This is a genomic window from Paraflavitalea sp. CAU 1676 (assembly GCF_029223285.1).
GTDB lineage: Bacteria > Bacteroidota > Bacteroidia > Chitinophagales > Chitinophagaceae > Paraflavitalea.
Map to the genome: position 1 here is coordinate 122,517 of NZ_JARHUJ010000001.1, position 21,496 is coordinate 144,012.

Sequence of the window (21,496 nt, forward strand, 5' to 3'; positions counted from 1 at the left end):
AACACTTACAGGCGGTAGAAAATAGGAGTACAAAGCCGATAACCAGGTGCTTTGAAGTAATTTGTTAGGTATTTATTATCATAAATACTAACGGTCTCATAACCGCTTGTACGATCCTTTTATCATAGTGCCTGTGCCAGCACAAATAAACATAACTTCACCTTATTCTGAAATGGCTGCCATGGTCCGCATGGCCAATCAACAGCACCATTTCCTGCAGACAAATACTGCCTGGAGCGACTATACAGGTATTGCTTCCGAAGAATTGTTTGCCGACGGCTGGGCGGCTGTACATGCCGATGACCAGCAAGAGGTCATTGATCAGCTGGCGGTTTGCCTGTTGCAACAGGCTCCTTTCACCATCGAATACCGCTTAAAGGCCCGGCAAGGCGGCTACCGTTGGGTACGCGACACGGGCATCCCTCATTATACCGATCAAGGCATTTGTGAAGGTTTCGTCATCGTTACCACGGATATTCACGCAGCTAAGCTGGCCCAGCACGAAACATTTATGCAGGCCCAGGCTTTGGATCATGTTTCGGATGTGATCATCTCTACCGATCTCCAGTTTCGCGTTACAGTTTTCAATAAGGCAGCTGAAGAGCTATATGGAATTGGTGCCGCCCACATTATGGGCAGGCCCATCCGTGATTTCATCGACCATCAATATCCCGAATGCACGCGGGAAGAGGCGTTGCAGGTATTGTATCTCAAGGATTCCTGGAAAGGCCTTTGCTTTTTTGACCGGCCCGATGGTAAGCGCATCTTCATGGACTGTTCGCTTGCTTTTATCAAAGACAGGGAGGGAAAGCGTATAGGGATAGCAGGCATTCACAGAGATATTACCGGGCAGCGCAAAGCAGAAGCAGACCGTTACCGGCAGGAACAGTTATTGATACTTGAAAAGAAAGTGCTGGAGATGAATGCTCAGCCAGGCATAACGCTAAAGACCATAGCGGATTATTTCCTGGAAGGGATCGAAGGTTTTTTCCCGGGCATGCTGTGCTCCATTATAACAGTCGACCCCGATGATGGCAGGCTTAACCACCTCTCTGCCCCCAGTATACCAACGGAATTCACCGGTTTGATCCGGAAGTTAAAACCCGGACCGTCTGTGGGTTCCTGCGGAACAGCCATATATCGGAAGCAAATGGTGATCACCACCGATATCTATACTGATCCGTTATGGGATGGCCATCATTTCCTGGCCGACAATTTCAAACTGCGATCATGCTGGTCTTTACCGATCATCAATGCACAAGGTGAGGTGTTGGCCACTATTGCTGCTTATCACCGTGTGGTGAAGTCACCCAGCGAAGAAGAGCTGAGTTTGTTGGAGCGCATCAGGAACCTGCTGCGCATCATCATTGAAAATAAGTTTGCCGAGGCCCGCATCAGGGCCAGTCACGAAAGATACCTGCTGGTTACCCGGGTCACCAACGACGTTGTGTGGGACTGGGATATCGTGAACGACGATAATATGCATTGGGGCGATGGCTTTTACAACCTGTTTGGCTACCGGCCGGCGCTGATCAGAAAAACGGCTGGTTTTTGGGAGTCTTGTATACATCCGGACGACCGTGGACGGGTGGTAAAGGAGCTCGACGCTTTCATTACCAATAACAAGGCACGAACCTGGGAAGATGAGTACCGTTTCCGCAAAGCGAATGGCGAGTATGCGCTCGTTCATGACCGTGGGTTCCTGATCTTTGATCATGAGGGCAGGATCACCCGCATGGTAGGCTCCATGCAGGATATTACTGAAAAACGAGAATTGGAAAGGCAGTTGCTGAAGCAGGAGCTTGACAAACAGATCATGGTGGCTCAGGCGGTCGTGAATGCCCAGGAAAAGGAAAGGGCCGATATCGGAAAAGACCTTCACGACAATGTGAACCAGATACTCACTACGGCGAAGCTGTACCTTGAAATGGTAAAGCACAATGATCCCACTGGCGCACACCTGATCAACCGTTGTTCCGACAGCATCGCAGAAGCGATCAATGAAATACGCACCATCTCCCGGTCACTGGTGCCGGCGAGTATCGGCGACCTTGGATTGGTGGTTTCTATCCAGGACCTGGTTGACAATATCAATGCCACCCGGCAATTAAAGATGGAATTTGAATGTCAGGGAGATGTTGATGCAACGGTACAGGAGAAAACAAAGCTCATGTTGTTCAGGATCATCCAGGAGCAGGTCAACAATGTACTGAAGCATGCTGCTGCTACTGAGGCCGTCATCTCGCTGAACGTCGGTACTACCGACATCGACCTGTCGGTTTCAGACAATGGAAGAGGGTTTGAACCCGAAAAAGTGAAAGTGAAAAAGGGAGTCGGACTCTCTAATATTGCCAGCCGGGTGCAGTTGTTTAACGGAAGCTTTCAGATTCAAACAGCCCCCGAAAAGGGATGTACGATCTATATCAATGTACCGCTATAAAAAGCACAACACCTTTACTATGGAAAAGATCAGTGTTCTCATTGCCGACGATCACAAGTTGATCAGAGAAACGTGGAGTTATATTCTGAACAATGACCCCCGCTTCATGGTGGTAGCCGAATGTGGTGACTCGGAGGAGGCAGTGGAACATGCCCGCAATAAAAAACCGCAGATTGTGCTGATGGATATCAATATCTCACCGATCTCGGGTTTCGAGGCCACTGAAAAGATCAGGAAGCTCTCTCCCGGTTCAAGGGTCATTGGCATATCTATGCATTCGCAGCCTGCCTATGCCAAGAAGATGTTGCAGATCGGCGCCCGGGGATATGTAACCAAGAACTCCTCGAAAGACGAAATGATCGAGGCTATCCTGGCGGTGCACAGCGGCAACAAATACATCTGCGACGAGATCAAAAACAATATCTCCGAACTGGTGCTCGATGAAAAGCAGGAAACACCCAATGTGAATGCACTGACCGGGCGGGAGATCGAGATCATCAACCTGATAAAAGAAGGCCAGTCGTCGAAAGAAATAGCCACGCTGCTAAAGATCTCACTCAAAACGGTAGAGGTACACCGTCACAACATCCTCAAAAAACTGAAGTTAAAGAATGCCGCATCCCTCGTAAACTACATCAATAATCTCGCTTCCAGCCTCTAAGGCGCCAGTATTCACCCACTTATATAGTTAGCTTGTCTGAATCTGACTGACACCTAGGGGAATACCCCTAAATATTTCTGAATTAACTGCATAGATCGGTGAAAACGATCTGCCTATGCGTGCATAATTGATCAAAATCAAACATCTTGCACCGGAATCCAATACCTGTTATGACCCGACCTTAAACCCAGGCAATGAACCCGATTCTATGAAAAAAGGGCTGATCCACTGGACTACATCCTAGGCCAGCCATGCAGCCGTAAAATCCAATCCTTTCGAAGAAACCACCCCCAAGTTCCTATGAAAACTGGGGGCTTTTTTTCTTCTTCTTCAGTCGCACCCCGTGTTGTACAATGCCAACCTGGAATAGCTACGATAGCCTTTAGAACGGGTGCTCCTCAATTCCCTGACTCGAACATCCAGCCAGGTTTTACCCACCCGCCCCCGCCTTCACCTAACCCGCCTTCCCCTGCATTCGTGAGGCAAATGTTAATGTTGCAACGTTGTATTAAGTCTGCGTATACCAGCTTGTTTAAAAACCAGAAACAATTCCTAACTTGCGCCCTTAACCAGGAGTAATCCATGAGTGATGAAATAAAACATGAATGCGGACTGGCATTCATACGTTTACGCAAGCCGTTCTCCTATTATCAACAGAAATACGGTACAGTTATGTGGGGCCTCAACAAGCTGTACATCCTCATGGAAAAGCAACACAATCGTGGCCAGGATGGTGCGGGTGTTGCAGCAGTAAAGTTGGATGTAGAGCCCGGTTATCCCTTCCTGAACCGCATACGCAGCAATGCCAACCAGCCAATTGCAGACATTTTCACAAAGATCAATAACGAGGTAAAAGAACTGGAGCAGTATCAGCCCGACCTGATGAAGCATCCTGGTCTCATGAAAGGACATATCTCTTTCGTGGGAGAGTTGCTGTTGGGACACCTTCGCTACGGTACCCAGGGTAAGAACAATGTGGAGTTCTGCCACCCTTTTATCAAGCGCAATACGATCCCTGCGCGTAACCTGGCTTTGGCCGGTAACTTCAACCTCGTCAATACCGACGAACTCTTTTCATTGATCAATGTAGAGCCCGGCGATTTCCAGAAACAGAGTGACCTGGCGGCCATGATGGAAGTCATTCACCATTTTGCAGTGAAAGCTGATGAGGCTTCTCCCGGCAGTTTGGATGTACTGAATGTGCTTCGTAAATCGGTGCCGCTGTTCGATGGAGGTTTTACGGTAGGAGGTTTGCTGGGTAATGGCGACTCTTTTGTGTTCCGCGATGCGCATGGTATACGCCCTGCCTATTATTATATAGATGATGAAGTGATCGTGGCAGCTTCTGAACGCTCGCCGATCCGCACAGTATTCAATGTAGGAGAGAACGAAGTGCAGGAGCTGATGCCAGGTATGGGGCTCATTGTTAAAAGCAATGGCGAGTATGCGATCGACCAGGTAGTAGAGGCTAAGGAACGTCGCGCCTGCAGCTTTGAGCGCATCTATTTTTCCCGGGGCAGTGATGAAAAGATCTACCGTGAACGCAACGCACTGGGATATAACCTGACCGAACCGGTTCTGGCAGCCGTCAATCACGACACCCGTCATACGATATTCTCCTTCATCCCCAATACTGCAGAGGTTGCATTCTTTGGTCTGCAAAAAGGCCTGGATGACTATCTCAAGAAAGTAAAGATCGAACGCATCCTGTCATGGGGTAAAGACATTACCGAGGAAAAATTGTCAGAAATGGTCAACCGCAAGATCAGGGTAGAGAAAGTTGCGATCAAGGATGTAAAGATGCGCACCTTTATTACGGCCGATACGAGCCGCAATGAAATGGTGCAGCACGTGTATGATATTACTTACGGTACGGTTGAAAAGAACAAGGATACCCTCGTGGTGATCGACGACTCCATCGTACGCGGCACCACGCTGAAGGAATCGATTGTCCGGATGCTGGCCCGTCTTGAACCGAAGAAGATCATTATCCTGTCTTCAGCTCCGCAGATCCGTTATCCCGATTGCTATGGTATCGATATGAGCAAACTGGGTGATTTCATCGCTTTCAGAGCAGCCATCGAATTAATGAAAGATAAAGGCATGGAAGACTGCCTGCAGGAGATCTACGAGAAATGTAAGGAACTGAAGCGGTTGGATAAACTGCACACCGAGAACCTGGTGCGCCTCGTATACAAGCCGTTCACTCCTGAAGAGATCTCCGATAAGATTGCTCAACTCATCACCCCCAAAGATTTAAAAATACCGGTGCAGGTAATATTTCAAACGATCGAGTCACTGCATCGTGCATGCCCTACGAATACGGGCGACTGGTACTTTACAGGAAACTATCCAACACCAGGCGGAAACAGGGTGGTGAATAAAGCCTTCATCAACTATATGGAAGGTAAAAATGTAAGAGGATATTGATCTATAGAAAATAGTGAGTACTGATTAACGTATTGGATTAATGTAGCCCGGCTGTTGAAGCCGGGCTTTTTTATACCCGAATGAGGTCAATTTCTATAACAACCTGTCAATTGAAATTGATTAAGTCAAAAAAAAAGCATAATATCATGTACCAGATCGTGGCATGAGTTTTATTCTGTCGAAGAGGCTGTTCCATGGTAAGGCCTAAGCATTAGTAGCACCCACAGTAAAGACCTGATAGTGGCAACTATCTTCCCAGTCAACGTGTGCATTTGCTTACTCAATTATACCATGTAAAAAGAATGTCTTATGAGCAGAATTACGATCATGATAGTCGACGACCATACGCTAATACGTGAAACCTGGTCATTCCTCCTCAGCCGTAATGAAAGCTTCGAAGTGATCGCAGAAGTGGGCGACGGTCAGCAGGCCATAGAGCTTGCCCGCGACAAAAGGCCCAACATTATTCTCCTGGATATCAATATGGCCCCCCTCAATGGATTTGATATCCTGAAGATGGTGCGCAAGCTATCACCGGGCTCTAAAGTGATTGCAGTTTCCATGCATTCCCAACCTTCCTACGCTAAAAAAATGCTTCGCCTAGGCGCCAGGGGCTACGTTACCAAAAACTCTCCCCGCCAGGAAATGCTCGACGCCATTAAAGAAGTCTACAATGGGCAGATATACATCTGCCAGGAGGTAAAGAACATTATTTCCGTGCAGATGCTGGGTGAGGACGAGAACCTTCCAGGCCTTAACCAACTGTCCGAGCGGGAAATAGAAGTCATTAACCTGATCCGGGATGGGTTGTCCTCCAAAGAGATTGCCGGCAAATTGAATATTGCCATTAAAACCGTGGAAGTGCACCGGCATAATATTCTCAAAAAGCTTAAAGTGAAGAATACTGCTTCACTGATCAATTATATCAACGCCAGCGGCCTTTGAGTGTCCTGCCGGGAGCTTCCACCCGCGTTGACCAGCCTACCTATGGTTGGATTTCCGTGCCCGTTCCCCCTGGATCTCCGGCGCGTTATTTGCCTGTTTAACATCCGCCAACCACAAAACAAAAAAAATATTGCCTGAATCACCGGTTTTGACGAAAAATACCCAGTTCTGGCAAAGAATTTGCTAATTTTTACATGCCGACCGTTTAGCTTCCTATGGGGAACCACCACTTAAACAGGCCTGTTTATTATTGTCTGATTCCTTTGATTGAAACTTATTAAGTACTTTAAGGGGGAGTATTCCCCCTTAAGTTTTTTTATGAAGCACGTACTACTGATCCGTCACGCCAAGAGCAGCTGGGGCGATCCCGGCCTTCCAGATTTCGACCGGCCATTGAACGAGCGTGGCAAAAACGACGCTCCTCAAATGGCGCAAAGGCTGCTGGCCAGATCCATCGACATCGACTCCTTCATTTCCAGTCCCGCCAAAAGGGCGCGTAAAACAGCATCCCTGTTTGCGACGGAATACAAAGTAAATAAGGAAGACATCCTGCTGGTACCTGAGTTGTACCATGCCTCACCGGTCAACTTCTTCGAAGCGATCCTAAAGGCGCCGGAAGCTGCCAATACCATCGCGGTCTTCTCGCATAATCCCGGAATTACCGAATTTGTGAATATGCTTACAGAAGTAAGGATTGATGACATGCCTACTTGCGCTATATTTGGAGTACAGGTAGATGCACAACAATGGTCGCAGTTTAAAGAAGCGCCTAAAACATTCTGGTTCTTCGATTATCCCAAATCATTTTCAGTGTAGCTATCCGACAGCGTGCCGGCATTTCGGGCGTTGCAGATAGATATCCCTGGCAAGCAAATTGTACCAGCTGCTTTGCCACAATCCCCACCCTGTATAAACTTACCAGCTTTACTTTACTGCCACACCTTACTCCAACTTCCTTTGAAGGCTGCACTTCCAATCCAGCGCCTTTGATGCCACTATTCATTTACTGCTAAATCCATACTTATGCCTGTACGGCTACCTGCTTTTGTACAAAAGGCCCTCGCCTTTTTTGTGTTAATATTGCTTACCTCCCAATCCTGGTCTCAATGTATCCTAACCCGGCTTGAAAAAGTAACCCTGCCTGCCGGACAATCTGTTGGCAACGGCTTCATAAAAGGGTTGCTGCGCTGGTTGCCGCCCGACTACAACTCCAACCCCAGCAAGAAATACGCTACCATAATATACTTTCATGGACGTGAGGCAAGAGGCCAGGGCACTGCCAATGATCTCTGCAAGATCATCAGCGACGCTACTTATTCTTTACCCGGACGAATAGAATCCAACTCATTCGTTACTTCGGCTACATCAGGGGGCGAAACCTACAATTACCTGGTGTTGATGCCGCAAAGTGTTGAGTATGAAACGCCACCCTATTATGCCGACGAGGTGGAGGCGTTCATCGACTACGCCATGGCTAACTATCGCATAGACCCTACCAGGCTGTACCTTACTGGTATGAGCAGTGGCGCCAACCTGGTACTGGACTATGTGTCGAGCAGTGCTGCCCGCGCTCAGCGCATAGCCGCAGCTTCTATGAGCTCGTTGTGCTGGGCACTTTCTTTCAACCCATCTGGCCCGGCCAATATCGCCACAGCTGCTTTGCCTACCTGGTTCGTGAATTGCTCGCTCGACAATCCCTGCACGGTCAACAATCCCGACGATTGGGTAAATGCCATTACCAGTCAGCCTGGCGCGGTAGCTCCGCGATATTCGCGGCTTGGGTCAGAGCCAAGCCCATTACCCTGGCCCTGGACCGACTCCATGCAACTAAGGTATTGCCGCCCTTTTCCGCACGATACCTGGTCGGCCCTGTACAGCCCGTTGTTCTACACGCCTACCACGACCAACCTTGCCAACTGGTTCATCCAATTCAGCCGGTCGGCCCTGCCGGTGAGACTAAAAGGTTTTGGTGCGCGATTGAATGAAGGGAAAGTATTCCTGCAATGGACAACACTGGCTGAAGCAGGTAATGAATCGTTTACTGTGGAAAGGGCTGGCCCCGACGGTGTATATAAACCCATCGCGCAGATTGCCGGCGGAAAAGGCGAGGGACCGGAAAAACAATACCAGCTCATCGACGATCATCCACTGCCTCAGTTGAGCTATTATCGGCTTGCACAAACGGATATCGATGGCCGCAAAACCTATCTTAGTATAAAAACGGTTATGAACCGCCAGGATACACGCCAGATACTGTTGCTGGGGGCCAATCCTTTTAGGGGCAGGCTGTCGGCTTATGTCAATACCGACAAAGCACAGAAGGTAACGGTGGAGCTGGCCGATATGAATGGACGAAAACTATTGGCCAATACCAATTTGTATGCGTCGGGGGTAACGGAAGTCAACCTGCCGACAGATAATTTGCCGGCGGGCATATATTTCCTGAAGGTGCGGGGCGATAATAAGTCCGAGACATATAGAGTCGTCAAGCAATAGCGGAAAATAGTATTACCTAACAATAGGTAATCAAATAAAAAGAGGGAATCCTTTACTAAGGAGCATCCCTCTTTTTATGTTGAAGGATCTCTTCAAGCGTGGATTTCACGGCATTTTTGAAACCATGTGGAGGCCAGGGTGAAAATTGATAGGCAAAATCGGCTGCCTGCCTGAGCGCCTCCGGTAAAACGAAATTCTCCTGCAGTATCGTCAAAGCCCATCGCTGCTGCAGCAAATGGCTGGCAAGGTATTCCTGCTCGGCCTGTCCAGGTGTGGGTACCAGGATCGTTCTCTTTTGCAAAGCCAGCAGATCCATGACCGTGGTATAGCCGCAGCGGCTGATAATAAGCCCCGCTTCGCAAATGAGTTTTTGTAGCAATGCTGCCGGGGCATGGTTGTATACCGTGCAATGTAGCGGAACGGCCGGCAGGGCAGCAGCCAGCGGCAAACCCCTTACCAGCACCACACGCCCCTTATAGTTTTCCAGCTGGCTCAATAATGTCTGTTCCAGGAGGCTACGTTGTGGCTCGGGGCCCGACAATATAATAAGCAGGTTGCTGTCCAAAGTAGGCAGGCAGGGTTTGAACCTGGTTAAGCCGCCGATGTATCGGACAGGGAAGGGTGGCGGCTCCACGGGGTGCGACAATTCTCCGGCCAGCGATGGGCTTTCGGGCTGATCGGGAACCCAACAGCTGGAAAAACATCGAATGCGGCGATAGTTCCACCGGCGGGCAATGCCATCTGCCCAAGCCCCCAGGCCTGTTTTAATTTGCAGTTGATGGGTAATAAAAACAGCGGGCAAACCGTCGGCATAAAGACCAAAACGGTTGTCCGAAATCACCAGATCAAGGGGGTGAGTAGCCAAAACAGTGTTCAACCACCGCTTTTCCTGTTTGATCCGGATCAATATTTTGAAAGATTGTAGTATTAATTTCAAGAAGGTGCCGCGCCTGCTCTTACCGTATTGTATATCATAACCTTCCAGCGGAAGATAACTTACCTGATCGCCGAACTCTTGAAAAAAAATTGCTCTTTGAATTGAGTTACAACCAATAATAATGGCGCAATTGTTGTCAAGCAGGGAATGGATCAAAGGAATGCACCGGGTGGTATGGCCGAGCCCCCAGTCCAGCGGGCTAACCAGTACTAGGGGTTTACGCGTAGAACTGTTAAAATTTAGTGAGACCACCTGCCTTAAATAATAAAATTGTGTGTAAAATAGTTTAAATTAGCAAAGAACAGTATGAAGAAGATTAAATATCAATTGGTTTTGCTAGCCCTGGTGTTGAGTGTGGTATTTACAGCTTGCAGCTCCGGTAAAGGAATGGGTGGATCATCCAAAAGTTGCGGCTGTGGGCTCAACAAGGGATTCGTTGGTTATTAATATCCTGATAGAAAATGAAAACGCCCAATCGCGATTTGCTTGTCTTAATGAAAGACGAAGGCCTGGACAAAGATGCTATGGAGAATGAACTGGAACAATTAAACCAGTTATTACTCTATTTCGAAACGATGGATAACTTCTGCATGGCGCATGAAGTGTTTGATCTTAATAAATATAAGATCATACGAAAGCCTGCGACCATCCAAAAGCTGATCAACCAACCCGAGTTGAAATCGTTTGTATTTATCTGCAACAAGAACTAATAACAGACACCATACAATATTTATAAAGGCGGCCAATCGGTCGCCTTTATTATTAATAGTACGTCGGTGAAGTCTTAAGCTTTTGAGAATTTCAGGTGTATCGCCAGCGGCGTTTCAACTACCTGCTCTTTTTTTAGCTGAATAGGATGGAGTCCTGTCTCTTCGAACAATTTTTGTCCACTGCCCAAAATGAAAGGGGAAAGGTGTATGATCAAATTGTCAAACAGGCCGGCATGTAGAAACGATCGAATAGTGGTAACACCCCCCATCACCCATACATTTTTGTCGCCGGCAATCTTTTGAGCCTGTTTCAGTGCCTCCTCTATTCCTCCGGTCACAAACGAGAAACCCGCGCGCTCGCCGGGTACATTGGAGGTAAGCACGAATGCCGGCACATGGAAGGGAGAAATACCCTCCCAGACACCATCGATGGCTGTATGATACGTGACGCCACCAACGATCACGGCACCAGCTTTATTAACTACTTCATCAAGAATTGCCCTATCGGCCGCAGTTGGTTCGTTGAATAGCCAATCGTGCAGGCGAAGGCCTCCATCGCCCATCGGATTCAACGCGGAAACATTAGCGCCAGCTGCAAAGCCATCTAACGATAGGGATATCTCCAGGATTACTGTAGGCATCACGCAATTTAACCAACCCTGCCGTCTGGCAACTGACTCTCACTTTATATAATGCCGGATACCGGGGAACATCTACCGACAGCCGCTTACACTGGTTAAACGAGCTTCTTCAACGCCACTCTTAATTGATCAATCATAGCGGGGATCTCCTCCACCTTGCAGGTACCTACGCTCAGGCGGTACCAGGGAGAGCTACGATCGGCCCCGAAAGCATAGAAGGGAACGATGGCCAGTTTGGCTTCATTCAATAAATAAGCAGTAACGTCTGCCTGATCTTTCAGTACTGCCCCTGCTTCAGTTTTTTTACCGGCAAGATCGATCTTGATCGTGAGGTAAATGGCCGCCTGGGGAGTAATGGCGTCTACTGAAAAGCCTTCTTTTTTTAATTGCTGCAAACCATCGTAAATGCCGCGCAGACGTGCCTCGACAGCACCCTTGAATTGATGCAGGTAAGCATCGATATCATCGTGCATGTACAGGTATTTGGCAACCGCCTTCTGCTCGGCCATGGGTGCCCAGGCTCCTACATGGCTTAGAATGGCTTTCATTTTATCCATAATGATCTTTGGACCAAAAGCCCAGCCTACCCGTACGCCCGTAGCGGCAAAGACCTTACTGATGGCATCGATGTAGACGGTATAAGGACGCATGGCTGGTCGCAGGTTTACCGGATCATAATGACGGATCTCACCGAATGTCAGCTGCCAGTACATCTGATCGTACATCACATACAATTTCTTTTCCTGCTCGCTGCGGCTGGCATTCTCTTCGATCACCATGTCGCAGATCGCTTCCAGGTCCTCTTTCGTAAAAGTGGTGCCCGTAGGGTTTTGTGGCGAACACAGGGCTAGTAGGGTGGCCCCCTTTAAATGGGGGCGGATATGTTCAACCGTGGGCATGAAATTATTCTCGGCAGTCGCTTCCACCACTACGTGCTGTGCACCTACGAAATGCGTGTAGTGATTATTATTCCAGGAAGGAACGGCATAGATCACCTTGTCGCCCGCATCGCAAATGGCACGGAAGAGGGAGTAGATCAGCGGGCGTCCACCCGATGCTACCAGGATCTCCGCAATGGAATACTCAAGGTTTTCCCGTTGCTTCAGGAAAGCGGCGATCGCTTCCCGAAGGTCCGTATTGCCTTCACCCAAAGGGTAGTTGGTAAAATGCTTGCGATAGGCTGTTACAATTTCGTCTTCAAGCGCCTGGGGAATGGGGAAAATGGAAGGATCGAAGTCCCCTACTGTAAAATTGTAAATCTTTTCTCCCTGGCTGATCTTTTCGCGGATCTCTCCGCCGAGTTTCACAATTTCCGAACCGATGAGCGTTTCGGACAAATGGCTAAGTTTCATGTTCCAAAAATACAGAATCGTGCCGAAGTGGAGAGACATTCGTCCCTTGTTGGTCACCATCTGTGAATCTCCGCTACCGGCTCGCCAGGTTTTGCAAATGACAGATCGGGAAAGGGGTAGCCTTTCCCGATCATACCTACACAACCGGTCAGACCTGTAAGGTCGGACCGGCGACAGCTATCATTAATTGTCTTAATCGTATTTCTTCAGGATGTTCAACACCTCGGGATCAACACGTGTCGCGGTATCAGATTGTGGCTTACCGAAGAACTTGATCTCATACTCATTCCGGTAAACACCGCTGGCCTGTTTTTGGGCGAAGCGATTTTTATCCAGCCCGATGTACAATGAATAGGCGGCGGCAAAAAGTCCCAGCGCCAGGTAAGCAGCCAAATAGATACGGCTAACTCCTTTAAGCCAGGGCTTGCTGTTGAAAGGCGTTTGTAACATCACTGCCAGTATCAACGGCAGCACTGGAACCCAGAAACGCGGATCGTAATAAGGCCAGTTGAGGATAATTACAGCGTAGAATAGCAAATAGATCCTGATGTAAACCGGAACATTGCTTCTTTTGGCAAAAGTGGTATACAGGAGCCAGCCAAACAAAGCCACGCCAATCACTACAAACAACACAGGACCCAATCCGCCAGGAATAACTCCCATGAGCTTGCTGGCAGGCATATTGAAAAACACTTCGGTCAGTTCTGTAAAGTGATTCTTCAGGTTCTCAGCAAAGAAATTACCGGCCCCCTTTGCAAAAGCTTCCTGCAGCAAACCGCTGTAATCCGTGATCTTCAGTTTGCTGGCCGAAAAAATGACGCCTGCAATGCCCACCACCACCACGATCAGCAAGGTGAGCTTATTTTTCTGCACGATGCGTTTCAGCTCCTGCCGGTATTCCCAGCCAAGCCCCAACACCAATGCCGGCAACAACGATACGCCTACCGTCCGTGTCAATACCGTTAAAATGGCAAACACGAACGCAAGCCCCAGGTAAAGCCAGTTTCGCTTTTTGGTAAAAAGATGAAAGCAATAAAGGCTCACGGCCGAGAAGAAAATGTACTGCATCTCCGACAGCGGGTGAGCAACGAATTTGATCAACGTCCAGTTGAACAGCGCCAGCACGCCAAAGACGAAAGGATTCAATTGGCCGGCGAATATTTTATACACGAGGTAAAGACCAGCAAAAATATACAGGCAGTTTACAAAAACGATCGAGAAGGAATTGAGGATACCCAGCTTGGATAGCACGATCAGCAGGCCGGTATAACCGAAAGGAAGGTAGTCGGTAGCTGCAAACGAATTAGGGTCGCAACCAAATTCAAGGCAGTCCTTGATGTTATAATACCGGATACTGTCGAAATGAAGGTGTAGCGGAGTAAAACAGCTCGCGAGGTAAACCAGTACCATGCCGAACATCGCCAGCCTGAACAGCTTGGAGACCGGAGTGGTAATAGACAGGTTTGCAGGTTGAACCATAATAGTGATTGTTTATTGGGGTTTGCGGCCTACGGCGATGGTCGATAAACCGAACGACCGGAACGCCAGCGTATCCACTAGCCTGATAAGGGGCATCAGGCTGTCGAAGATCATCAACTGTTTGCGTGGGATCAATCGTTTTTTGAGCACACTGCCGTCGATGAACCAGCCCAGTATACCTATGATATTAAAGTATTGCTGGTGGATAACGGATAAACCCGAACCCTCCAGCAATTGTCGAACCGTTCTTGCAGTATAGCGCCGGTAATGGCCCAGCTCTTCATCAAACTTATTGTATAACGACTGGTAAGCAGGCACCAGGATCACCAGGTGTCCACCCGGCCTTAACAGCTGCAGGCAGTTGGAAACCGCCAGGTGATCGTGCTTGATATGTTCAATTACATTGGAAGCCACCACCGTGTCGAATTGTTGCAGGAAACCACTGTACCGATTTGAAAAATCAGGCGCCACCAGATCGATAGACACGACGCCTTCCAGCCGGTTGTGCTGTCCAAAATGCTTCACCAGGTGCTCACAATATGCTGCACGGAGATCGCTGGCTGTTAACTGGAAATGATGTCCGAGAAACAGTTTCGAAATATTACCGATACCGCTGCCCACCTCCAGCACATGGCCCTTGCAATAGGGGCGAATGGTATCAAACAGCCACTTGTTGAAATGGGTGGCGGCAGCAAATCGTTCCAGCGTTAATAAACCAGTAGGGTCCGACTCGTGAAAGTGCTCAGGCGCACTCATCGGCTGAAAATATTGTATTTCAGGATGCAATAGATAGCCCTGAAACCATCTTTCCAATTGATCTTTTTACCCTCGGCATACGTACGGCCGTAATAAGAAATGCCTACTTCATAAATACGAATGTCCTTTACGCGGGATATCTTGGCCGTAACCTCGGGCTCAAAACCAAAGCGCTTTTCCTGCAACTTGATCTGTTGAATGATCGGTGTGCGGAACAGTTTATAGCAGGTCTCCATGTCCGTCAGGTTGAGGTTGGTGAACATGTTGGAGGCCATGGTAAGCATTTTGTTACCGATCGAGTGCCAGAAGAAGAGGATACGGTGCGCATTGCCACCCAGGAACCTCGACCCGAATACCACATCGGCAAACCCACGCAGCACCGGCTTGATCAAATCGTTGAATTCTTCGGGATCGTATTCAAGGTCAGCATCCTGGATCACCGTGTAATCGCCGGTAGCTTTAGAGATACCGGTATGCAAAGCTGCTCCCTTACCTTGGTTGAACTCGTGCTTAAAGTATTGAATATTAAGCTCAGGATTGTCAGCCTTGTACTTCAGGATCGCTTCTTCGGTATTGTCTTTGGAGAAGTCGTTGACAATAATGATCTCTTTCTGAATATTATTGAGCAGCTGTACAGCCTTGATCCGGTCGAGGATAAGGTGAATAGTGGGGCCTTCATTGTAAGCGGGGATCACGATCGACAGCTTGTTGAATGGATGCATGTTGGTTGAAACTTTCATTTTTTTTGGTTGTACAGATATAATAAGCCCGGTAATAAATTGATTATGAAATCAATATGGCAAATGGGATTTCAAGGGCATTGGGGGAGGAATATCAGACAGATTGAATGGATGGTCAAGCACATGAGAGGAGGCGGGTTGGCCGCAAAAACTCCTTCGATCAACTGGTTTCGGAACGTCTACATCCGAATTAGGGCGCAAACTAATAATAACACGCCGCTTATGCAAGCCTTCGATTTTAAATATTCTCTATATAGCAGGAAATCAATGATTTTGGGTAAAATTCTTTCCTTACACCAAACCTTTGGATAATTTTCCCGTATCCTTCATCAAACTGTTATTATACTTATCTTTAATGGCGTTTAAACATTAAAACAATCCTCCATCATGAAGAAGTTTATCCTAGCCTCAGCCGTTGTGGCCACTGCTGCCATCGCCCTGCAATCGTATCGCCCTGCGCACGCGCAGCCTGGCCAAAACTCCGAAGCCCCCGCGCCTTTAAGGGCCGGAAAATGGACCCTCGATAAATCTCACTCGAATGTGAGGTTCACCATCACCCATAATGTAGTATCTCAGATGGATGGCGGTTTCACCACCTTCGACGGTAGCCTGGAACACACCAAACCCGACTATTCCGATGCCAAGATCACCTTCACCATCGAGACCGGATCGGTGAATACCGCTAACGAGAACAGGGATAAGCACCTGAAAAGTGCCGATTTCTTCGACGCTGAGAAATACCCGCAGATCAAGTTCGAAAGCACTGCTTTCAAACCCCTCGGCGGCAACAAATTCAAGCTCGAAGGCAATTTGACCGTAAAAGATGTTACCAAAGCCGTTAGTTTCGACGTTACCTACGGTGGATCTATCAATACACAACGAGGCGCTAAAGCTGGTTTTATTGCTAAAACAGTGATTGACCGTTTTGATTACAACCTGAAATGGGACCGCGCTACAGAAGCCGGTGGACTGGTTGTAGGCAAAGAGGTAACTGTTACCATCAATGCCGAGCTCAACGAAGCAAAATAATCTTTGATATCAGGCGGACCTGCAACTTGCGGGTCCGCTTTGTTTTTTATTCCTCGTCTGCTGCCTGCCGCTGTTCCTTATTTGTTCCCGCACCTCCGCAGACCCCTTTCCTTCCTCCTCCGGCATTCATATTAGCGCCACCGCTACAGACTATCCCGCGTCAATACTCGTTTTAATACCTTAACCGACAGGAATACCTTTCGGCCATAACCTTGAATTAACAAGTTTTGCCTTTATTTTGAGTAAATTTTGAGTTCCAGACCATGAAGAAAACCATTTCTATTGCCAGCCTGCTTTTCCTGGCTTTCTTAGCCCAGGCACAAACAGGCTACAATATCAATATCACCCTCAAGCCCTATAAGAACACTTATATCTACCTCGGCTATCATTATGGCAAAATGAAAGCCCTGGCCGATTCGGCCTTGCTCGATGGTAACAGTACCGGTGTTTTCAAAGGGAAACAACCGCTGCCGGGCGGGATCTATTTCGTGGTGTCGCCCCGCAAAGAGATATTGTTCGAATTACTGGTCGATAAGCAGCAGCAGTTTACCATTAAGGCCGATAGCGTGGGCCTGCCCGCCAGCGTCGTCTTTACCGGGTCGCCCGATAATACAGCCTTCCAGGCCTATACCCGCTTCGCCAATGTTACCGGCACATCGATCGCTAAAGTAAACACCGAATACGGCCCTGCCCGTAGCAGCAAGGATTCTGCCGCCGTTGCTGCTAAAGTGAAAGGACTTTCCGACAAGATGCAGCTACACCGCGACAGCATCATCAAAAAGCAACCTAATTCAATCCTCACGGCCTTACTGCAGGCCATGCGCGAGCCGGTGGTACCACCCGCCAGCCAGCATCCCAAGGGGAAATACGACTCCACCTTTGCCTTTTTCTATTACAAAGCGCATTACTGGGATGGCGTAGAGTTCACCGACGAACGCCTCATCAGGACCCCCTTCTTTGAGCCTAAACTCGATAAATATTACAAAGACCTCGTTTCGCCCAATCCCGACTCCATCAAGAAGGAAGTGGATCATATGCTGCTTTATTCGCGTACCAATAAAGAGATGTTCAAATACCTGCTCGTTCATTTCGTGCAGAAGTACATCAACCCCGAATACATGGGACAGGATGCCGTATTTGTTCACCTGTTCGAGAAATACATCAACACCGGACAGGCCGACTTCTTTACCGATCAGTACAAAGACCACATGACCAAAAGAGCCTATAGCCTCATGGCCAACCTGATAGGTCAGCCCGCCGCCAATATGGAAATGGTCGATACATTGGATAAATCTTTGCCGCTGTACAGTGTAAAAAGTGATATGGTCGTAGTCTGCTTCTGGGACCCCACCTGCAGCCATTGCAAGGAAGTGGTGCCCAAGGTCGACTCGATCTACAATGCCAAGTGGAAGAACCAGGGTGTGGTGGTGTATGGTGTAATGGTCGATGGTGGAAAGGACCTCTGGACACAATTCATCCGGGAAAAAGGGCTTAAGAACTGGCTGCATGTGTACCAGCTTCCATCGCAACAGGCTGCAGAATCAGCGGCCGGTAAAGCCAGTTACCGCCAGTTGTACGATGTATACCAAACCCCGATCCTTTATTTATTGGATAAAGACAAACGGATCATAGCCAAAAAACTTACCTACCAGCAACTGGATGAAGTGATAAACCTTAAACTAAAAAATACAAAATCCAACTGATCAGATGAAGTCATTCCTGCGTACTATAGTGGCGGCATCGCTATGCGTCACCAGCTTAAGCACCATACAGGCTCAAACGATATTCACTTATGGAAACAAGTCTGTGTCGAAAGATGAATTCCTTAAGGCATTCAATAAGAATAATGCGGAAGCCGCGGTTAGCGATCAGGCATACCGCGATTACCTCGATCTCTATACCCGGTTCAAGATAAAGGTACAGGCAGCGCTCGACGCACGCCTCGATACCTTATCCACCCAGCAAAATGAACTGGCTGCATTTCGTGGACAGGTGGTGGAAAGCTATATGAATGACGAAGCCAGCGTCAACATCCTTCGGGATGAAGCCATACAAAGGGCGGGCAAAGACATTCATGTAGCCCACATCTTTATAGCCGCCGGCGCCAATGCCACCGCCGAGCAGGCAAAGCAGGCACAGCAAAAGATACAGGCTGCTTATGCCCGCCTGCAGGCAGGCGATGATTTTACCAAAACAGCCCTGGCCTATTCCGAAGATCCTGCCGTACATACCAATAAAGGCGATCTGGGATATATCACCGTATTCGTATTGCCCTACGAAATGGAAACGCTGGTGTACAATACGCCCACCGGGAAGTTTACAACTCCTTACCGCAGTAAGAACGGATATCACCTGTTTAAAGTGCTGAATGATCGGAAGGCCCTCGGCAGAATGAAAGCGGCGCAGATACTGCTTTCTTTTGTACCCGAAGCCACCGACGCACAACAGCAGGAAGTGGCCCGCAAAGCCGACTCCCTCTACAATGCCCTGCTGAAAGGAGGCGATTTCAAGCAACTGGCAGCCGCATTCAGCAACGACAACCTCACCTACCAAACCGGTGGCGAAATGATGGCCTTTGGGGTAGGCAGGTATACACCGGCCTTCGAACAGGCTGCTTTCGCACTCGAAAAAGATGGAGATATCTCTAAGCCTATCCTCACCGAATATGGTTACCACATCATCAAGCGCTTGCAAAGAGTACCCATTCCGGCCGACAAGGCCGAGAAGCAATACCTCGATGACGTGAAACAACAGGTATTGCAGAGCGACCGGATGGAAGTAGCCAGAAAAGTGTTGAACAAAAAGATACTCCAGCAAACCGGCTACCGGAAACTGCCATTCAACGAAAAGAGCCTGTCGCAGTTAACGACGAATATCCTGGGCGGAAAGAAAGCACCTTTACCTGCAGGATTGACGCCAACCACACCCCTGTTTGTGATCGGCAAAAAAACCTTCCGGGTTAAAGAATGGCAGCAATACCTGGAGACGATCCGAGGCATAGAAGCTTACACCGCCGGGAAAACCAATGCGCAGCTGCTCGATCAGTTTGCCGAAACCAGCGCCGCCGATTATTACCGGGCTCACCTCGAAACCTATAATAAAGACTTTGCTTACCAGCTCAATGAATTTAAAGAAGGCAACCTGCTGTTTGAGATCATGCAGCGGAACGTATGGGACAAAGCAGCTGCCGATAGCAATGGCCTCAAAAAATATTACGACGCACACAAGGGCAATTATTGGTGGGATGCTAGCGCCGAAGCCATCATCCTCACCACTGTGAACGAAGCTTCAGCTACCGAAGCCCGCAAAAAGCTCGAGGCAGATTACCGCAGCTGGAAGAAAATGGTGGATGGCAGCGAAGGCTCCATACAGGCCGATTCGGGCAGGTTCGAGCTGGGGCAGATCCCCGTGCTGGAGCGTACCAATTGGCAGCCCGGACTTATCACCGCTCCGGTAAAGAACGAAACGGATAACAGCCTCACCTTTGCTTACATCATCAAGCTATTCATGGATCGGCAGCCAAGGGATTTTGCCGATGCAAGGGGCTTCGTCATCAACGACTACCAGGCCGCCCTGGAAGAAAAATGGATCACCGAACTGAAAAAGAAATATCCGCTCAAGGTCAATGAGGCAGTCGTCAAAAGCCTGCCGCATTAAAATAAAAAAGCCCGCGCATCCACTGCGCGGGCTTTTTTAATATCAGGTAAGTTATACCAGTTCTTTAACCGCATTATAGATCACTTTGGGTTTGCCCAGCGTGTAGTAGTGAAGTACTGGCACGTTGGCGGCCTGCAGTTCTTTTGATTGCATCAGCAACCACTCGGTACCTATCTGCTCCACATCAGCATCCGTCTTGGCTTTGATGATCTCATTGCTGAGTTCTGTGGGGATGTCTACATGGAACGTGCGGGGAATAACACTCAATTGCTTTTTGTTGGTGATCGGCTTCAATCCCGGGATGATGGGGATATCGATACCTTCCTCGCGGCAGCGTTTTACAAAGTCGAAGTACTTCTGGTTATCGAAGAACATTTGTGTTACCACATATTCAGCACCAGCGTCCACTTTAGCTTTCAGGAATGAAAGGTCGTTCTGCAGGTTGGGCGCTTCGAAGTGCTTTTCGGGGTAGCCTGCCACACCGATACAGAACTTGGTGCGGAAGCCGTCGCGGATATCTTCTTCGAGGTAAATACCGTTGTTGAGGTTCATCACCTGCTTCAGCAGGTCGAGTGCAAAGCGGTTGCCACCGGGTTCCGGTTCAAACACGGTCTCATTCTTGGCGGCATCGCCTCTTAATACCAGCACATTGTCAACCCCGATAAAGTTCAGGTCGATCAGGGCATCTTCAGTTTCCCGTTTATTGAAACCACCACAAATGAGGTGGGGAACAGCATCAACTTTATAATGGTTCATGATGGCCGCACAGATACCTACGGTACCCGGACGTTTACGCACTTCCACTTTGTCGAAAGTGCCGTCGGCCTTCTTTTTGAACACATGCTCGCTGCGGTGATAGGTAACATTGATAAAAGAGGGCTTGAACTCCATCAGCGGATCGAGGTGATCGAAAATGGAATTGATCGTTTTGCCTTTCAGCGGTGGTAAGATTTCAAAGGAGATCAGCGGCTTGCTGGCCTGCCGTATATGGTCGATGACTTTCATGTGTAATTGTTATAACAGCGTAAAATTCAATAACTCCCGCTCAATATGGCTTTTTATTGGACCGGCGCTTATTCCGGGCCACCCAACAAGTGCAGGATCGTTGATGGACCACGCAGGGCTCCCAAACAGCGTGCAAACATAAAGAAGGAATCCCGGATGGCAAATACTTGCTATACAGACTGTTTAACATTATTTTGTCACGAATCGTCCCATCCGGA

Annotated in this window: 18 protein-coding genes; 11 read left to right on the forward strand and 7 right to left on the reverse strand. The window is 48.5% G+C overall.

Translation table 11 applies throughout. The features are described 5' to 3' along the window. The first annotated feature begins 172 nt into the window (after positions 1-172). From P2H89_RS00510 to P2H89_RS00535, 6 genes are all read left to right on the forward strand, one after another. Positions 173-2,440 carry a PAS domain-containing protein gene (locus P2H89_RS00510; protein WP_275824505.1) on the forward strand — a complete coding sequence of 756 codons (2,268 nt, stop codon included), beginning with the start codon at positions 173-175 and terminating at the stop codon, positions 2,438-2,440. A 19-nt stretch (positions 2,441-2,459) separates the two neighbouring features. Further along, entirely contained in the window at positions 2,460-3,101 is a 642-nt protein-coding gene (locus P2H89_RS00515) for a response regulator transcription factor (protein ID WP_275824506.1), read from the forward strand. A 582-nt stretch (positions 3,102-3,683) separates the two neighbouring features. Further along, positions 3,684-5,531 carry an amidophosphoribosyltransferase gene (locus P2H89_RS00520; RefSeq protein WP_275824507.1) on the forward strand — a complete coding sequence of 616 codons (1,848 nt, stop codon included), beginning with the start codon at positions 3,684-3,686 and terminating at the stop codon, positions 5,529-5,531. 309 nt (positions 5,532-5,840) lie between these two features. Beyond that, entirely contained in the window at positions 5,841-6,476 is a 636-nt protein-coding gene (locus P2H89_RS00525; protein WP_275824508.1) for a response regulator transcription factor, read from the forward strand. A gap of 318 nt (positions 6,477-6,794) precedes the next feature. Further along, positions 6,795-7,292 carry a histidine phosphatase family protein gene (locus P2H89_RS00530; protein WP_275824509.1) on the forward strand — a complete coding sequence of 166 codons (498 nt, stop codon included), beginning with the start codon at positions 6,795-6,797 and terminating at the stop codon, positions 7,290-7,292. A gap of 207 nt (positions 7,293-7,499) precedes the next feature. Further along, positions 7,500-8,972: a T9SS type A sorting domain-containing protein gene (locus tag P2H89_RS00535; RefSeq protein WP_275824510.1), complete on the forward strand. Its 1,473-nt coding sequence runs from the start codon at positions 7,500-7,502 to the stop codon at positions 8,970-8,972. A 55-nt stretch (positions 8,973-9,027) separates the two neighbouring features. Here the strand turns inward: P2H89_RS00535 and P2H89_RS00540 are convergent, their stop codons facing one another. Further along, positions 9,028-9,879: a glycosyltransferase gene (locus tag P2H89_RS00540; RefSeq protein ID WP_275824511.1), complete on the reverse strand. Its 852-nt coding sequence runs from the start codon at positions 9,877-9,879 to the stop codon at positions 9,028-9,030. Between the two features lie 336 nt (positions 9,880-10,215). Here P2H89_RS00540 and P2H89_RS00545 point away from each other — a divergent pair, with 336 nt between their 5' ends. Both P2H89_RS00545 and P2H89_RS00550 read left to right on the forward strand, forming a co-directional pair. Next, entirely contained in the window at positions 10,216-10,356 is a 141-nt protein-coding gene (locus tag P2H89_RS00545) for a hypothetical protein (RefSeq protein ID WP_275824512.1), read from the forward strand. A gap of 14 nt (positions 10,357-10,370) precedes the next feature. Continuing rightward, entirely contained in the window at positions 10,371-10,619 is a 249-nt protein-coding gene (locus P2H89_RS00550) for a hypothetical protein (protein WP_275824513.1), read from the forward strand. A gap of 74 nt (positions 10,620-10,693) precedes the next feature. On the opposite strand, the gene P2H89_RS00555 is transcribed toward P2H89_RS00550, so the two are convergent. The 5 genes from P2H89_RS00555 to P2H89_RS00575 form a co-directional block, all read right to left on the reverse strand. Further along, positions 10,694-11,260: a dihydrofolate reductase family protein gene (locus P2H89_RS00555; RefSeq protein WP_275824514.1), complete on the reverse strand. Its 567-nt coding sequence runs from the start codon at positions 11,258-11,260 to the stop codon at positions 10,694-10,696. Between the two features lie 95 nt (positions 11,261-11,355). After that, complete coding sequence (locus P2H89_RS00560; RefSeq protein ID WP_275824515.1) at positions 11,356-12,612, reverse strand: pyridoxal phosphate-dependent aminotransferase; 1,257 nt, start codon at positions 12,610-12,612, stop codon at positions 11,356-11,358. Positions 12,613-12,804: 192 nt separating this feature from the next. Then, on the reverse strand, positions 12,805-14,091 hold the full coding sequence (locus tag P2H89_RS00565; protein WP_275824516.1) for a hypothetical protein: 1,287 nt from the start codon (positions 14,089-14,091) through the stop codon (positions 12,805-12,807). A gap of 12 nt (positions 14,092-14,103) precedes the next feature. After that, positions 14,104-14,847, reverse strand: coding sequence for a class I SAM-dependent methyltransferase (locus tag P2H89_RS00570; RefSeq protein WP_275824517.1), 744 nt, complete (start codon positions 14,845-14,847; stop codon positions 14,104-14,106). After that, the gene (locus P2H89_RS00575; protein ID WP_275824518.1) at positions 14,844-15,587 is read right to left on the reverse strand and encodes a glycosyltransferase family 2 protein; all 744 of its coding nucleotides are present in this window, start codon (positions 15,585-15,587) and stop codon (positions 14,844-14,846) included. Before P2H89_RS00575 ends, P2H89_RS00570 begins: the two co-directional genes overlap by 4 nt. 387 nt (positions 15,588-15,974) lie before the next feature. On the opposite strand from P2H89_RS00575, the gene P2H89_RS00580 reads away from it, so the two are divergent. The 3 genes from P2H89_RS00580 to P2H89_RS00590 all read left to right on the forward strand — a co-directional run bounded on the left by P2H89_RS00580 (position 15,975) and on the right by P2H89_RS00590 (position 20,273). After that, on the forward strand, positions 15,975-16,616 hold the full coding sequence (locus P2H89_RS00580; protein WP_275824519.1) for a YceI family protein: 642 nt from the start codon (positions 15,975-15,977) through the stop codon (positions 16,614-16,616). Positions 16,617-16,879: 263 nt separating this feature from the next. Then, a complete protein-coding gene (locus P2H89_RS00585) occupies positions 16,880-18,319 on the forward strand; it encodes a thioredoxin-like domain-containing protein (protein ID WP_275824520.1) in 1,440 nt (479 codons plus the stop codon). A 4-nt stretch (positions 18,320-18,323) separates the two neighbouring features. After that, the gene (locus tag P2H89_RS00590; RefSeq protein WP_275824521.1) at positions 18,324-20,273 is read left to right on the forward strand and encodes a peptidylprolyl isomerase; all 1,950 of its coding nucleotides are present in this window, start codon (positions 18,324-18,326) and stop codon (positions 20,271-20,273) included. 51 nt (positions 20,274-20,324) lie between these two features. On the opposite strand, the gene P2H89_RS00595 is transcribed toward P2H89_RS00590, so the two are convergent. Further along, a complete protein-coding gene (locus P2H89_RS00595) occupies positions 20,325-21,278 on the reverse strand; it encodes a methylenetetrahydrofolate reductase (RefSeq protein WP_275824522.1) in 954 nt (317 codons plus the stop codon). Positions 21,279-21,496: the final 218 nt, after the last annotated feature.

Excerpts from the sequence above, each read along its gene's own strand:
- P2H89_RS00510 (WP_275824505.1), top strand. The coding sequence starts at position 173 with ATGGCTGCCATGGTCCGCATGGCCAATCAACAGCACCATTTCCTGCAG.
- P2H89_RS00515 (WP_275824506.1), top strand. The coding sequence starts at position 2,460 with ATGGAAAAGATCAGTGTTCTCATTGCCGACGATCACAAGTTGATCAGA.
- P2H89_RS00520 (WP_275824507.1), top strand. The coding sequence starts at position 3,684 with ATGAGTGATGAAATAAAACATGAATGCGGACTGGCATTCATACGTTTA.
- P2H89_RS00525 (WP_275824508.1), top strand. The coding sequence starts at position 5,841 with ATGAGCAGAATTACGATCATGATAGTCGACGACCATACGCTAATACGT.
- P2H89_RS00530 (WP_275824509.1), top strand. The coding sequence starts at position 6,795 with ATGAAGCACGTACTACTGATCCGTCACGCCAAGAGCAGCTGGGGCGAT.
- P2H89_RS00535 (WP_275824510.1), top strand. The coding sequence starts at position 7,500 with ATGCCTGTACGGCTACCTGCTTTTGTACAAAAGGCCCTCGCCTTTTTT.
- P2H89_RS00545 (WP_275824512.1), top strand. The coding sequence starts at position 10,216 with ATGAAGAAGATTAAATATCAATTGGTTTTGCTAGCCCTGGTGTTGAGT.
- P2H89_RS00550 (WP_275824513.1), top strand. The coding sequence starts at position 10,371 with ATGAAAACGCCCAATCGCGATTTGCTTGTCTTAATGAAAGACGAAGGC.
- P2H89_RS00555 (WP_275824514.1), bottom strand. The coding sequence starts at position 11,260 with ATGCCTACAGTAATCCTGGAGATATCCCTATCGTTAGATGGCTTTGCA.
- P2H89_RS00560 (WP_275824515.1), bottom strand. The coding sequence starts at position 12,612 with ATGAAACTTAGCCATTTGTCCGAAACGCTCATCGGTTCGGAAATTGTG.
- P2H89_RS00565 (WP_275824516.1), bottom strand. The coding sequence starts at position 14,091 with ATGGTTCAACCTGCAAACCTGTCTATTACCACTCCGGTCTCCAAGCTG.
- P2H89_RS00570 (WP_275824517.1), bottom strand. The coding sequence starts at position 14,847 with ATGAGTGCGCCTGAGCACTTTCACGAGTCGGACCCTACTGGTTTATTA.
- P2H89_RS00575 (WP_275824518.1), bottom strand. The coding sequence starts at position 15,587 with ATGAAAGTTTCAACCAACATGCATCCATTCAACAAGCTGTCGATCGTG.
- P2H89_RS00580 (WP_275824519.1), top strand. The coding sequence starts at position 15,975 with ATGAAGAAGTTTATCCTAGCCTCAGCCGTTGTGGCCACTGCTGCCATC.
- P2H89_RS00585 (WP_275824520.1), top strand. The coding sequence starts at position 16,880 with ATGAAGAAAACCATTTCTATTGCCAGCCTGCTTTTCCTGGCTTTCTTA.
- P2H89_RS00590 (WP_275824521.1), top strand. The coding sequence starts at position 18,324 with ATGAAGTCATTCCTGCGTACTATAGTGGCGGCATCGCTATGCGTCACC.
- P2H89_RS00595 (WP_275824522.1), bottom strand. The coding sequence starts at position 21,278 with ATGAAAGTCATCGACCATATACGGCAGGCCAGCAAGCCGCTGATCTCC.